Consider the following 13828-nt stretch of genomic DNA (forward strand, 5'->3'; position numbering starts at 1 on the left):
GCGTGGCGTCTGCCGCACGTGTTGTTGCCCGGTTTCGTTCACAGCCTGGTTCTAGCCCTGTCGCGCCTATACCCACCGTAGTGTCCGGCTCAACCTTTCGTGGGTCATCGGTTCCCGGCTCGTCGAGCCTCGGGGGCAAGAACGCAGGAGCACCCGCCGCGGCATGCCGACGGCAGTAAGGTGAACACGCGTGAAAGCCCTCCGCAGGTTCACCGTCCGCGCCCATCTTCCCGCGCAGCTGGCCGCGCTGGAGCGGCTGTCTGTCAATCTGCGCTGGTCCTGGGACAAACCGACGCAGGATCTGTTCGCCGCGATCGACGCTGCGTTGTGGGAGCAGGTGGGCGGCGACCCTGCCGCGCTGTTGGGGCAGGTGGGACCGGGGCGGCTGGAGGAACTGGCCGCCGACGACTCGTTCGTGCGGCGCCTCGACGCCATCGCCGCCGATCTGGACGACTACCTGACCCGCCCGCTGTGGTACCAGCAGCTCGGCGGTGAGCAGTCGGGCGCCGGAGACGAGGCGGGGCTGCCGAAGGGCATCGCGTACTTCTCGATGGAGTTCGGTGTCGCCGCGGTGCTGCCCAACTACTCGGGTGGCCTCGGAATCCTGGCCGGTGACCACCTCAAGTCGGCATCCGATCTGGGGCTGCCCCTGATCGCCGTCGGACTGCATTACCGCTCCGGCTACTTCCGCCAGTCGCTGTCCGCCGACGGCTGGCAGCACGAGAATTATCCGTCGCTCGATCCGCAGGGACTGCCGTTACGGTTGCTCACGGACGCCAGCGACAACGCGGTCCTCGTCGAACTCGCCCTCCCGGACGGGGCGCAACTCTTCGCTCGCATCTGGATCGCGCAGGTCGGCCGAATTCCGTTGCTGCTGCTGGATTCCGACATCCCGGAGAACGAACACGACCTGCGCTCGGTCACCGACCGGCTGTACGGCGGTGACCAGGAGCACCGGATCCGGCAGGAGATCCTGGCCGGCGTCGGCGGGGTGCGGGCGATCCGCGCCTTCACCGAACTGGAGGGCCTGCACGCCCCCGAGGTCTTTCACATGAACGAGGGCCACGCCGGTTTCCTGGGGGCCGAGCGGATCCGCGAGCTGATCGAGGCAGGCCTGGATTTCGACACCGCTCTTTCGGTGGTTCGCGCCTCGACGGTGTTCACCACCCACACCCCGGTGGCCGCGGGCATCGACCGGTTCCCGGTCGACATGGTGGAGCGCTACTTCGGGCCCGATCCCGGTGACCCTTCGGTCGGCGGATCCCGGCTGCTGCCCGGTGTCCCGCTCGATCGCATCCTGGCCTTCGGTGCGGAGGACGATCCGACGAAGTTCAACATGGCCCATATGGGATTGCGACTGGCGCAGCGCGCCAACGGGGTATCCCTGCTGCACGGGCGGGTCAGCCGTTCGATGTTCAACGAGTTGTGGGACGGGTTCGATCCGGCTGAGGTTCCCATCGGCTCGATCACCAACGGTGTGCACGCGCCGACATGGGCGGCGCCGCAGTGGATGGAATTGGGCCGCGAGTTGATCGGCAGCGACGACCTGACCTCGTTGCGGGAGACCGAGGCGTGGTCCGGGCTCAGAGAGGTCGACCCGGGCCACCTGTGGTGGATCCGCTGCCAACTACGGGAAGAGCTGATCGAGGACGTGCGCGCCAGGGTGCGCCGGTCATGGCTGGAGCGCGGCGCAGCTGACGCCGAATTAGGCTGGACAGCAACAGCTTTCGATCCAGGTGTGCTGACGATCGGGTTCGCCCGCCGGGTCCCGACCTACAAGCGGTTGACGCTGATGCTGCGCGATCCCGACCGCCTCGCCAGACTGCTGCTCGACGAGGAGCGACCCATCCAGTTGATCGTGGCCGGTAAAAGCCATCCCGCCGACGAGGGCGGGAAGGCGCTGATCCAGCAGATCGTGCGGTTCGCGGACCGCGAAGACGTGCGGCACCGCATCGCCTTCCTTCCGGACTACGACATGTCGATGGCGCGCAAGCTCTACCACGGCTGCGACGTGTGGCTCAACAACCCGTTGCGACCGCTCGAGGCGTGCGGCACGTCGGGAATGAAGAGCGCACTCAACGGCGGTCTGAACCTGTCGATCCGCGATGGCTGGTGGGACGAGTGGTACGACGGCGAAAACGGTTGGGAGATCCCGACCGCCGACGGGTTGACCGACGAAGGCAGGCGTGACGATCTGGAAGCCGCCGCACTGTACGACCTGCTCGAGCGCGCCGTCGCGCCGAAGTTCTACGACCGCAACGACAACGGGGTCCCGATCCGGTGGGTGGAGATGGTGCGCCACACTCTGCAGGTGCTCGGTCCGAAGGTGTTGGCGTCGCGGATGGTTCAGGAGTACACGCAGAAGTACTATCTGCCCGCGGCGCAGGCGCTTCGCCTGGTTATCGAGCCTGGGCGGTCGGATACCACGGAGTTCGCAGTGCCGTTCGGCGCGGCGCGCGAGTTGGCGGAGTACCGCCGGCGTGCGGAGCGGGCGTGGCCACAGATCAAGATCACCGACGTGGACAGCTACGGGTTGCCCGACACCCCGCTGCTGGGATCCGAGCTGACACTCACCGCGCAGGTGGATCTCGGCGGCCTCGGCCCCGACGAGGTGGTCGTGCAGGCCGTCCTCGGCCGTGTCGACGCGGGTGACGCGCTGTTCGACCCCGACACCGTGGCGATGACCCACACGGGGACGGCGGAGAGCGGCCACGAGATCTTCACGGCGACGATGCCGCTGCCGATCACCGGGTCGGTCGGCTACACGGTGCGGGTGTTACCGCACCACCGGCTGTTGGCCGGAGACAACGAACTCGGGCTGATCACGCTGGCCTGATGTGAATCAAAGGGGGGTCTCACGGAAAGCGTTTGAAGCAACGCTCGGTGTCACTGAGGACACCCAGCCGGAAGGCGTCGATCCGCGAGAAACCCGACGGCACGGATTCACCGTTGACGTCGCTGGCGACCAGCCCGTTGGTGAGGATGCCGGACACCGCCTCGTCGATGTCACCCGCGGTCAGCGCGATGGTGTCGCCGTCGGGTGTGGTGACTTCCTCGGTCATCTTGACGGTCGCGACACCCGTCAGGCACGCGGTGCGCAGGGCGGCCTCGGCGGTGTCGAGCGCCGCACCGCCGTGTTCCTGCTGGATCGCCAGCATGTAACGCGACACCAGCACCGAGTAGGCCATGTTGTCGCCGGTGGCGAGGCTACCGCCGTCCTGCGGGTCGGCCTGTGCGCCCATCTCTTCGAGCGCGGGCAGATCGACGACGATCGTGTTGGTCGCGGGACAGAATGAGGCAGGCGGACTGGGTCGCGCGTCGGCGCAGCTCTCGGCCTCGTCGGCGTCGAAGCTCAGCGCGGGAGGGTTCTTGGGGGAGAACAGGATTCCCATCGCGTCGATGATGGAGCGGGTCGAGTCCTCGGTGACGGGCAGCTCGCCGGTTTGGTCCTCGGGCAGCAGCACCGGCAGTTCCCCGCGCCGCTGATCGATCTCGGCGGGGTCGATGGCCGCGCATGCCGACGGGCCGTCGGTGAAGCCGAACTGGAATGCCGAAAGCCGCTCGAACGCCGTGCCGTGCTCGTCGAACCCGACGTCGGGGTCGTTCTCGGCGAGCAGTGGATCGCGGAACGAGATGACACCGGCGAGGACGTTGTTGAGGCCCTCGCCCGTGCTCAGCGTGAATCGCGCCGACGAGTCCTCGGCGACCCAGCGCATGTACGCACCACCGAAGCAGTCGGCCTGCTGCTCGGCGACCAGGGTGGGGGTGTCCTTCTTCGTCAGCCCGGCCAGGCGGGAGATGGCATGCCCGTATTCGTGGGCCAGCACCATGACCACGCCCATGTCGCCGTGGGCGCGCTGCAGGCCGGGCAGCAGTTCGCCGCGGTCCCAGCCGATGGTCCGGTCGGGGTAGCAGTAGCCGGCGTTGATCAGCCCATATGTGTCCTCGCCGCAGAACTCGCCGTCGAACCCGTTGGCATCCCACGAGATCAGCTCGGCCACCGGCCTGAACTTCTCGTCGAAGGTCTCCTCGTAGGCGACCGCCCAGTAGTCCTCGATATCGCTGATCGCGCTCGCGGCGAGTTCGTCGATCGCGCCGCCGTCGGTGCCCTCGACATCGCGGGCGGGCGGCTCGGCATTGGGGCGTACACCCGTCGGGCCGTCGGTGGCGGGCATGCCGGCCACCCGGAACGGGTCGTCGAACACCGAAACGGCGTTGCCCTGCAACGTCGTTGAACACGCGGTGGCCGCGAGCACCGCGCACACCGCGGCTGCGACGCCGATCCGCGTACCGGGCCTTCTCGACGGGCTCATGAACGCCGCCTTTCGGTCGTGGCCGCGGCGGCGTGGTGGCCGGCGACCGAACTCCTCGACAGGATAATGAACTCACGGCACTGACCGCTGGTATCCGGCCGGTCCGGTGTCAGTTTGGGGCGCGCAGCCGCTGCAGGGCGGCGCGCACCGCCGCACCGTCGGTCGTCGCCCAGAACGGTGGAAGGGACGCGCGCAGGAACCCGCTGTAGCGGGCGGTGGCCATCCGCGAATCGAGCACCGCCACCACGCCACGGTCGTCGACGTGACGCAACAGCCTGCCCGCGCCCTGGGCCAACAACAGCGCCGCGTGGCTGGCCGCCACGGCCATGAAGCCGTTGCCGCCCCGCGCGGCCACCGCGCGCTGCCTGGCGGTGAGCAGCGGATCGTCGGGGCGGGGGAACGGGATCCGGTCGATCAGCACGAGCGACAGCGACGGGCCGGGCACGTCGACGCCCTGCCACAGCGACAACGTGCCGAACAGCGACGTCTGTGCGTCGTCGGCGAAGCGCTGCACCAGCGCCGAGGTGGTGTCCTCGCCCTGGCACAGCACCGGCGTCGCCAGCCGCTCGCGCATCACCTCGGCGGCGGCCTTCGCCGCGCGCATCGACGAGAACAGGCCCAGTGTGCGGCCGTCGGCGGCCTCGATCAGTCCGGCGATCTCATCGAGCTGCTCGGCCGAGCCCGTCCCGTCGCGGCCCGGGGGCGGCAGGTGGGCGGCGACATAGAGGATCCCCGACTTGGCGTGGTCGAACGGCGAACCGACGTCCAAACCCCGCCAGCCGGCGCCCTCGCCGGTTCTGTCCTGCTCCCGGTCGGCGGCCCCGGTCAGGCCCCACGCCGAGGCCATCGAGTCGAAATTGCCGCCGATGGTCAGCGTCGCCGACGTCAGCACCGCCGTCGCATGTCCGAACAGCCTGCTGCGCAACAGTCCCGCCACCGACAGCGGCGCGACCCGGAGCAGGGCGCGGCCCCCCGACCGGGCGTCCTCGATGTGGTCGAGCCAGACGACGTCGGTGCGGTCGGGGATGGCGGGGACGAACGAGTCGAGGATCCGTGAGGCGGTGTCGCCGACCTCCGACAGCGCGGTGGCCGCTTCGGCCCGTGCCGACGTGGTCTTCGGATCGTTGGGGGCGGTGTCGACGGCGGTGCGGGCGGCGTGCGCGGCGTCGCGCAACGCCGCCAGGTAGCTGGCCAGCTCCTCGTCGAGAACGTCGATACGGCCGGGGCGGGCTTCGAAGATCGCCGCAGAGAACGTCGCTGTCGCCGCCTCCAACCGTTCGGCGAGCTCGGGGGCCACGATCCGGGCCGCCCGCCGGTGCGCGACGCCGAGTGACGTCGCGGACAGCTCCGCGGTCGCCACGCCGGTGACCCGGTCCACCAGTTCGTGTGCCTCGTCGACGACGAGCAGGTCGTGTTCGGGCAGCACGTTGGCATCCCCGATGGCGTCGATCGCCAGCAGCGCGTGGTTGGTGACGACGATGTCGGCGTCGCCGGCCCGGCCTCGCGCGCGTTCGGAGAAGCAGTCGGTGCCGAACGGGCAGCGCGACACCCCGATGCATTCGCGTGCCGACACGCTGACCTGTGACCACGACCGGTCCGCGACACCCGGCTTCAGCTCGTCGCGATCACCGGTCGCCGTCGTCTCCGACCACTCGGTGAGGCGCTGGACGTCACGGCCCAGCGCGCTGCTCGCCACCGGGGAGAACAGTTCCTCCTGTGGCACATCGTCGGGTTCGCTGCCCGCGGAGCCGTTGTGGATCTTGTTGAGGCACAGGTAGTTTCCCCGGCCTTTCAGCAGTGCGAAGGTGGGCCGGCGGGGCAGCACGTCCGCCAGCGAGTCGGCGAGCCGGGGCAGGTCGCGGTCGACCAGTTGCCGCTGCAGCGCGATCGTCGCCGTCGAGACCACCACCGGGCGGCTCTCGTCCAGCGCGTGGGCGATCGCCGGCACCAGGTAGGCCAGCGATTTGCCGGTTCCGGTGCCGGCCTGCACGGCGAGATGCCTGCCGCTGGTGAACGCCTGCGCGACCGCCTCGGCCATCGCGATCTGGCCGTCGCGGCTGGCGCCTCCCAGCGCCTCGACCGCGGTGGCCAACAAATCGGCGACCTCCACCGGCGTCTACACCCGGCCGCGCCGGGGCGCGACCATCCGGGTCGGGACCGCGGCGTCACCCCTCGACAGGCTCAGTCCGTCCCACGGAAGGCTGAGCAGACCGTCGCCGACCCGGGTACGGGCGGCGGCCAGACCGATGTCGGCGACCGGCTCACCCGCGCGCATCAGCGGCACCGTCAGGGTGCGCGCTTCCAGATCGACCGGATGCGGCGGCGGATCGCCGGCGGGATACACGACTTCCTCGACGATGGTGCCCGACTTCTTCGCCAGCCTCGACGCCTGTTTGCGTCCGCCGTGAGATTCCTTGTGGCTGCTGCGCTTCTCGACCGGGATGCCGTCGACCTCGACGAGCTTGTAGACCATCCCCGCGGTCGGCGCCCCCGACCCGGTGACCACCGAAGTGCCCACCCCGTAGACGTCGACGGGCTCGGCGCGCAACGCGGCGATCGAGAACTCGTCGAGATCGCCCGACACCACGATCCGGGTCTGGGTCGCTCCGAGGCCGTCCAGCTGATCGCGGACCTGGCGGGCCAGCACGCCGAGGTCGCCGGAGTCGATACGTACGGCACCCAGCCGGGTACCCGCGACCTCCACCGCATTGGCCACGCCGGCGGTGATGTCGTAGGTGTCGACGAGCAGGGTGGTGCCGACGCCCAGGACGTCCACCTGGGCCCGGAAAGCCGACTTCTCCCAGTCCGACGGGGTTCCGCCGTCGGTCGTGTGCAGCAGCGTGAAGGCGTGCGCACTGGTACCGAGTGCGGGCACGCCGTGGCGGCGCTCGGCTTCGAGGTTCGACGAACCGGTGAAGCCGGCGAGGTAGGCCGCGCGTGCCGCGGCGACGGCGGCCTGTTCGTGGGTGCGCCGCGATCCCATCTCGATCAACGGGCGGCCGGCGGCGGCGCTGACCATGCGTGCGGCAGCCGAAGCGACGGCGGTGTCGTGATTGAAGATCGACAGTGCCAGCGTCTCGAGCAGCACGCATTCACCGAATGTGCCGTGCACCGACAGCACGGGGGAGCCGGGGAAGTACAGCTCGCCTTCGCCGTAACCGTCCACATCGCCGGTGAACCGGTAGTCGGCCAGGTAGTCCAAGGTGGCGCTGTCGAGGAAGCCGTCGAGGGCGGTCAACTCCGCATCGTCGAATCTGAACGCCTGCAATGCTTCCACGAATCGGGCCGTGCCCGCGGTGACGCCGTAGCGCCTGCCGTCGGGCAGACGGCGTGCGAAGACCTCGAAGGTGGCGCGCCGGTGTGCCGTGCCGTCCCGCAACGCGGCGGCGAGCATCGTCAGTTCGTACTTGTCGGTGAGCATTGCCATGGAGAGGCCGGATAGGCCCGACATGTCCGACAGGTCCGGAGACGAGGGAGTCACCGCCTCACCGTATCGGTTCGAGGGACGGTCGGGACCCACGTATCGGCCCCGGTATCCTGGCCACATGGTGACGCCGGCGAAGGCCAGACCGGGGACTCGCGAAGACCGTGACGTGCGCGAGGACGCCACCACCGACGCCCCGTGGGTGACCATCGTCTGGGACGACCCGGTGAATCTGATGACGTACGTGACCTACGTGTTCCAGAAGCTGTTCGGCTACAGCGAACCGCATGCCACCAAGTTGATGATGCAGGTCCACAACGAGGGCAAGGCGGTGGTCTCGGCGGGTAGCCGCGAGTCGATGGAGGTCGACGTGACCAGGCTCCACGCCGCAGGGCTGTGGGCGACACTGCAACAGGACCGCTGAAGACACTGTGCGTAAATGGAAGCGGGTCGAGGGCGCCGGCGGCCCGCGGTTTCGGTCGGCACTGGCTGCTCACGAGGCGGAGCTGCTGAGCAGCCTGGTCACCTCTCTACTGGGAATGTTGGACGACCGCGAGGCCTCGGCGCCGGTCGACGAACTCGCCGAGATAACCGGGATGCGGACCGGGAATTCCGTTCCCCCGCAAGACGATACGCTCAAGAGGTTGTTGCCGGACTTCTACCGGCCCGCCACCGAGCATCCGGCCGGTTCAGGCACCGCGGAAAGCCTCAACAGCGCGTTGCGCAGCCTGCATGAACCCGCCATCCTCGACGCCAAACGTGAAGCGGCGCAACGCTTGCTGGACACAGTGCCGGCCGGTGGCGGCAAATTCGAACTGTCCGAGGACGACGCGCACGCCTGGGCGGCAGCGGTCAACGACGTCCGGTTGGCGCTGGGCACGATGCTCGACGTCGGCTCCGACGGGCCCGACCACCTGCCGGGAGACCACCCCATGGCCGGACACCTCGACGTGTACCAGTGGCTGACCGTGCTGCAGGAGTATCTGGTGGTCTGCCTCATGGGAAACAACAGGTGAGCGGGTCGATCACCGACGTCGGCGGTATCCGTGTCGGCCATCATCACCGACTCGACGACGACGCCGGGATGGGTTCGGGTTGGGCGACAGGCACCACCGTCGTGCTCACCCCGCCAGGCACCGTCGGAGCGGTGGACGGTCGCGGCGGCGCCCCGGGAACCCGGGAGACCGACCTGCTCGACCCCAGCAACTCGGTGCGCCACGTCGACGCCGTGGTGCTCACCGGGGGCAGTGCGTTCGGCCTCGCGGCCGCCGACGGTGTGATGACGTGGCTCGAAGAGCAGAACCGGGGTGTGGCGCTGGACGGGGGTGTGGTGCCCATCGTTCCCGCCGCGGTGATCTTCGACCTTCCGGTCGGCGGCTGGAAGTGCCGTCCGGACGCCGACTTCGGTTATCGGGCCGCCGCCGCTGCGGGTACCGATGCGGGGATCGGCACCGTGGGTGCAGGTGTCGGCGCGCGGGCCGGCGTCCTCAAGGGCGGCGTCGGGACGGCGTCGGTCACATTGGAGTCCGGGGTGACCGTCGGCGCGCTGGTGGTCGTCAACTCGGCGGGCGACGTCATCGATCCCGGCTCCGGCCTGCCCTGGCAGGCCTCGCACGTCGAGGAGTTCGGGCTGGTGCGCCCGCCCGCGGACGAGCTGGCTGCCTACGCCGATCGCCACGGCGAGCTCGGCCTGCTCAACACCACGATCGCGGTGGTGGCCACCGACGCCGCGCTGAGCAAGGCGGCCTGTCGCCGGGTGGCGGTGGCGGCTCAGGACGGGCTGGCCCGCACCATCAACCCGTGCCACACCCCGCTGGACGGTGACACGGTGTTCGCGCTGGCCACCGGCGCGGTCGAGGTGAACCCGGACCCGACCACCCCGGCGTCGATGACGCCCGAGCTGCCTCTGGTCACGGCAGTGGGCGCCGCAGCCGCCGAGGTGCTGGCCCGTGCGGTCCTGGTCGGGGTGATGGCCGCCGGCAGGGTCGCCGGAATACCGACATACCGTGGGCTGTTGCCGGGAGCGTTCGAGTGAAAGGGAGCCGGGGTTGCTGACGATTCGTGCCGACCTGGTCGACGCCATGGTCAGCCATGCCCGCGCCGACCATCCCGACGAGGCGTGCGGCATCATCGCCGGGCCGGAGGGTTCCGATCGCCCGGAGCGGTTCATCGCGATGGTCAACGCCGAGCGCTCGCCGACGTTCTACCGGTTCGACTCGGGGGAGCAGCTCAAGGTGTGGCGCGAAATGGACCATGCGGACGAGGCGCCCATCGTCATCTACCACTCGCACACCGCCACCGAGGCCTACCCGAGCCGCACCGACATCTCGTATGCCTCCGAGCCCGACGCCCACTACGTCCTGGTGTCCACCCGTGACCCCGACGAACACGAGGTGCGCAGCTATCGCATCGTCGACGGCGTCGTCACCGAAGAGCCCGTCACCGTCGTCGAGCAGTACTGAGAAAGCAAAGAGGAGTCTGTCCATGACCGTTCAGGTGTCGATCCCGACGATCCTGCGCCCGCACACCGGTGGCGAGAAGCGCGTCTCCGCCTCCGGTGACACGCTGCAGGCTGTGATCGCGGATCTGGAGGCCAACTACTCGGGGATCTCCGAGCGTCTGGTCGACAACGGCAAGCTGCACCGCTTCGTCAACATCTACGTCAACGACGAGGACGTCCGGTTCTCCGGCGGGCTGGACACCACGATCGCCGACGGTGACTCGGTGACGATCCTGCCTGCCGTCGCAGGAGGCTAGACCGCCCCGATGGCCCGCTACAACTCGCTGCTCGAAACCCTGGGCAACACGCCGCTGGTCGGGCTTCAGCGGCTCTCGCCCGACTGGGACGGCTCACCGCACGTGCGGCTGTGGGCCAAGCTCGAAGACCGCAACCCGACCGGCTCCATCAAGGACCGGGCCGCGCTGCGCATGATCGAGGACGCCGAACGCGAAGGGCGGCTGCAGCCCGGCGTCACTATCCTTGAGCCCACGAGTGGCAACACCGGCATCTCGCTGGCGATGGCGGCCCTGCTGAAGGGCTACCAGATGGTCTGTGTGATGCCGGAGAACACCTCGATCGAGCGTCGTCAGCTGCTGGAGCTCTACGGTGCCCGCATCATCTACTCGCCCGCGGAGGGCGGATCCAACACCGCGGTGGCATACGCCAAAGAGATTGCCGCCGAGAATCCTTCGTGGGTGATGCTGTACCAGTACGGCAACCCCTCCAACGCGGCGGCGCACTACGACGGCACGGGGCCGGAGTTGCTGGCCGACCTTCCCGAGATCACCCACTTCGTCGGCGGCCTGGGTACCACCGGCACCCTGATGGGCACCGGGCGGTTCCTTCGTGAGCGCGTTCCCGGGGTTCAGATCGTGGCGGCCGAACCCCGCTACGGCGAGGGCGTGTACGCGCTGCGCAACATCGACGAGGGCTTCATTCCCGAGCTCTACGACCCTGACGTGTTGACCACCCGCTTCGCGGTGGGCTCCTACGACGCGGTGCGGCGCACCCGTGAGCTGGTCCATGTCGAGGGCATCTTCGCCGGCATCTCGACCGGTGCGATCCTGCATGCCGCGTTGGGCATGGCGGCCAAGGCGGTCAAAGCCGGCGAGCGTGCCGACATCGCGTTCACGGTGTGTGACGCCGGATGGAAGTACCTGTCCACCGGGGCGTACGCCGGTAGCCTGGACGACGCGGAGGACGCGTTGGAAGGGCAGCTTTGGGCGTGACGGGAATCGGTGGACACCCCGGTATCCCCGCGGAGCCGAAGAAGCGGCCCGCGTGGATGGTCGGCGGCCTCACCGTCCTGTCTTTCGTGGTCCTGCTCTGGGTCATCGAGCTGTTCGACTCGCTGACCGGACATCGCCTGGACGGCAACGGGATCCGCCCTCTGGAGACCGACGGGCTGGCCGGGATCCTGTTCGCTCCGCTGCTGCACTCCAATTGGGAGCACCTGCTCGCCAACACCGTTCCGGCACTGGTGCTCGGCTTCCTGATGACGCTCGCGGGACTGTCGCGGTTCATCTTCGCCACGGCCATCGTGTGGATCGTCGGGGGCGTGGGCACGTGGCTGATCGGCAACATCGGTGCGCACTGCCCGTACGTGGGGGTGCGCTGCGAGACCAACCACATCGGCGCCTCGGGCCTGATCTTCGGATGGCTGGCGTTCCTGATCGTGTTCGGCTTCTTCACCCGCAAGGTATGGGAGATCGTGGTCGGCGTCGTGGTGCTGTTCGTCTACGGCAGCGTCCTGCTCGGCGTGCTGCCGGGCACCCCCGGTGTCTCCTGGCAGGGCCACCTCAGTGGCGCGGTGGCCGGCGTACTGGCGGCCTATCTGCTGTCCGGGCCGGAACGCAAGGCGCGGGAACGCCGCAAGGCGACCAACCCCTACCTGACGACATGAGCGGGCCGACCGAGCCCACCGGGATGCCCATCGGGATCTTCGATTCCGGGGTGGGCGGGCTGACGGTGGCGCGCGCGGTGATCGACCAACTGCCCGACGAAGACATCATCTACATCGGTGACACCGGCAACGGGCCGTACGGGCCGCTGACCATCCCCGAGATCCGCGCGCACGCGCTGGCGATCGGCGACGACCTCGCCGGGCGGGGCATCAAGGCGCTGGTGATCGCGTGCAACTCCGCGTCCTCGGCCTGCCTGCGCGATGCCCGGGAGCGCTACGCGCCGATCCCGGTGGTCGAGGTGATCCTGCCCGCGGTGCGGCGCGCGGTGGCCACCACCCGCAACGGCCGCATCGGCGTCATCGGCACCGCGGCGACGATCGCGTCGGGCGCCTACCAGGACACGTTCGCCGCTGCGCGCGACATCGAGGTGTTCGGCGTGGCCTGCCCGCGCTTCGTCGACTTCGTCGAGCGCGGCGTGACCAGCGGCCGCCAGGTGCTCGGTCTGGCCGAGGGATATCTGGAGCCGCTGCAGCGGTCCGAGGTCGACACGCTGGTGCTGGGTTGCACGCACTACCCGATGCTGTCGGGCCTGATTCAGTTGGTCATGGGCGACCACGTGACACTGGTGTCGAGCGCGGAGGAGACGGCCAAGGATCTGCTCCGGGTGCTCACCGAACGGGAGTTGCTGAAACCACACCCCGGCGACCCTGCTGTGCGGGCGCACAGGCAATTCGAGGCGACCGGGGATCCCGAGGCGTTCACCGAGCTCGCGGCTCGTTTCCTCGGTCCCACTCTGGACGGTGTCCGGCCTGTTCAGCGTCACGTCGGCACGCGAACATGACGTTCGTCGCCCAAAGCGGCGATGTTTTCGCCATGCCGATCGCGGGCATGGCAAGCTAGTGGGCGTGCGAATCACCGTTCTCGGTTGCTCCGGCAGTGTTGTCGGTCCCGATTCGCCCGCTTCGGGATATCTCGTCACCGCGCCCGACACCCCGCCCCTGGTGCTCGACTTCGGAGGCGGCGTCCTCGGGGCGCTGCAGCGTCATGCAGACCCGAACTCGGTGCACGTGTTGCTGTCACATCTGCACGCCGACCATTGCCTGGATATGCCTGGGCTCTTCGTGTGGCGGCGCTACCACCCGACCCCGGCGCCGGAGCGCGGCGTCGTCTACGGCCCGGCCAACACGTGGGCGCGGTTGGGCGCCGCTTCGTCGCCCGAGGGCGGGGAGATCGACGACTTCACCGACATCTTCGAGATCCGGCACTGGCGCGACAACCAGGCCGTGGAGATCGGTTCGCTGACGGTCGTGCCGCGGTTGGTGTGCCACCCGACCGAGTCCTACGGCATGCGGATCACCGATCCGTCCGGCGCCACCCTGGTGTACAGCGGTGACACCGGATACTGCGACCAGCTCATCGAATTGGCCCGCGGCGCCGACGTCTTCCTGTGTGAGGCGTCCTGGACACATTCCCCGTCCCGTCCGCCGCGCCTGCACCTGTCGGGCACCGAAGCCGGCCGGGCGGCCGCCCGCGCGGGTGTGTCCGAGCTGCTGCTGACCCACATTCCGCCGTGGACGTCGCGGGAGGACGTCATCAGCGAGGCGAAGGCGGAATTCGACGGGCCCGTGCACGCCGTGGTGTGCAACGAGACATTCGAGGTCACCCGGTCCTGAGGGCTTCATCTACA

13 protein-coding genes are annotated in these 13828 nt (G+C 69.0%); 10 read left to right on the forward strand and 3 right to left on the reverse strand.

Annotation, left to right across the window (positions count from 1 at the left end; all coding sequences use genetic code 11):
• Positions 1-190: 190 nt before the first annotated feature.
• Positions 191-2836 (forward strand): alpha-glucan family phosphorylase, encoded by a 2646-nt coding sequence (gene glgP / locus BN976_RS14360; protein WP_036371573.1) that lies wholly within the window; start codon positions 191-193, stop codon positions 2834-2836.
• 19 nt (positions 2837-2855) lie between these two features.
• Here the strand turns inward: glgP and BN976_RS14365 are convergent, their stop codons facing one another.
• The 3 genes from BN976_RS14365 to BN976_RS14375 all read right to left on the reverse strand — a co-directional run bounded on the left by BN976_RS14365 (position 2856) and on the right by BN976_RS14375 (position 7764).
• Positions 2856-4313, reverse strand: a complete 1458-nt coding sequence (locus tag BN976_RS14365) for a neutral zinc metallopeptidase (RefSeq protein ID WP_036371574.1) — start codon at positions 4311-4313, stop codon at positions 2856-2858.
• A 109-nt stretch (positions 4314-4422) separates the two neighbouring features.
• Positions 4423-6423 (reverse strand): ATP-dependent DNA helicase, encoded by a 2001-nt coding sequence (locus BN976_RS14370; protein WP_036371576.1) that lies wholly within the window; start codon positions 6421-6423, stop codon positions 4423-4425.
• 6 nt (positions 6424-6429) lie between these two features.
• A complete protein-coding gene (locus tag BN976_RS14375) occupies positions 6430-7764 on the reverse strand; it encodes a nicotinate phosphoribosyltransferase (protein WP_109489614.1) in 1335 nt (444 codons plus the stop codon).
• Positions 7765-7858: 94 nt separating this feature from the next.
• Here BN976_RS14375 and clpS point away from each other — a divergent pair, with 94 nt between their 5' ends.
• The 9 genes from clpS to BN976_RS14420 are packed head-to-tail and all read left to right on the forward strand — an operon-like array spanning position 7859 to position 13814.
• Positions 7859-8161, forward strand: a complete 303-nt coding sequence (gene clpS / locus BN976_RS14380) for an ATP-dependent Clp protease adapter ClpS (RefSeq protein WP_011781451.1) — start codon at positions 7859-7861, stop codon at positions 8159-8161.
• 7 nt (positions 8162-8168) lie between these two features.
• Complete coding sequence (gene aosR / locus BN976_RS14385) at positions 8169-8753, forward strand: oxidative stress transcriptional regulator AosR (protein WP_011781450.1); 585 nt, start codon at positions 8169-8171, stop codon at positions 8751-8753.
• Positions 8750-9772 (forward strand): P1 family peptidase, encoded by a 1023-nt coding sequence (locus BN976_RS14390; RefSeq protein ID WP_036371577.1) that lies wholly within the window; start codon positions 8750-8752, stop codon positions 9770-9772. The genes aosR and BN976_RS14390 overlap by 4 nt, the downstream gene beginning before the upstream one ends.
• Positions 9773-9785: 13 nt before the next feature.
• Positions 9786-10199: a M67 family metallopeptidase gene (locus BN976_RS14395; RefSeq protein WP_036371579.1), complete on the forward strand. Its 414-nt coding sequence runs from the start codon at positions 9786-9788 to the stop codon at positions 10197-10199.
• Between the two features lie 22 nt (positions 10200-10221).
• The gene (locus tag BN976_RS14400; protein WP_011781447.1) at positions 10222-10494 is read left to right on the forward strand and encodes a MoaD/ThiS family protein; all 273 of its coding nucleotides are present in this window, start codon (positions 10222-10224) and stop codon (positions 10492-10494) included.
• A gap of 9 nt (positions 10495-10503) precedes the next feature.
• Complete coding sequence (locus BN976_RS14405; RefSeq protein WP_011781446.1) at positions 10504-11466, forward strand: cysteine synthase; 963 nt, start codon at positions 10504-10506, stop codon at positions 11464-11466.
• Positions 11457-12140, forward strand: a complete 684-nt coding sequence (locus BN976_RS14410) for a rhomboid family intramembrane serine protease (RefSeq protein WP_036371580.1) — start codon at positions 11457-11459, stop codon at positions 12138-12140. Before BN976_RS14405 ends, BN976_RS14410 begins: the two co-directional genes overlap by 10 nt.
• Complete coding sequence (gene murI, locus BN976_RS14415; RefSeq protein WP_036371582.1) at positions 12137-12982, forward strand: glutamate racemase; 846 nt, start codon at positions 12137-12139, stop codon at positions 12980-12982. The genes BN976_RS14410 and murI overlap by 4 nt, the downstream gene beginning before the upstream one ends.
• Before the next feature lie 58 nt (positions 12983-13040).
• Positions 13041-13814: a cyclic nucleotide-degrading phosphodiesterase gene (locus BN976_RS14420; protein WP_011781443.1), complete on the forward strand. Its 774-nt coding sequence runs from the start codon at positions 13041-13043 to the stop codon at positions 13812-13814.
• The last annotated feature ends 14 nt before the right edge of the window (positions 13815-13828 follow it).

Origin of the sequence: Mycolicibacterium austroafricanum (assembly GCF_000612725.1) — a bacterium.
Taxonomy (GTDB): Bacteria; Actinomycetota; Actinomycetes; order Mycobacteriales; family Mycobacteriaceae; genus Mycobacterium; species Mycobacterium austroafricanum.

Excerpts from the sequence above, each read along its gene's own strand:
- BN976_RS14365 (WP_036371574.1), bottom strand. The coding sequence starts at position 4,313 with ATGAGCCCGTCGAGAAGGCCCGGTACGCGGATCGGCGTCGCAGCCGCG.
- BN976_RS14405 (WP_011781446.1), top strand. The coding sequence starts at position 10,504 with ATGGCCCGCTACAACTCGCTGCTCGAAACCCTGGGCAACACGCCGCTG.
- murI (WP_036371582.1), top strand. The coding sequence starts at position 12,137 with ATGAGCGGGCCGACCGAGCCCACCGGGATGCCCATCGGGATCTTCGAT.
- BN976_RS14400 (WP_011781447.1), top strand. The coding sequence starts at position 10,222 with ATGACCGTTCAGGTGTCGATCCCGACGATCCTGCGCCCGCACACCGGT.
- clpS (WP_011781451.1), top strand. The coding sequence starts at position 7,859 with ATGGTGACGCCGGCGAAGGCCAGACCGGGGACTCGCGAAGACCGTGAC.
- BN976_RS14375 (WP_109489614.1), bottom strand. The coding sequence starts at position 7,764 with ATGTCGGGCCTATCCGGCCTCTCCATGGCAATGCTCACCGACAAGTAC.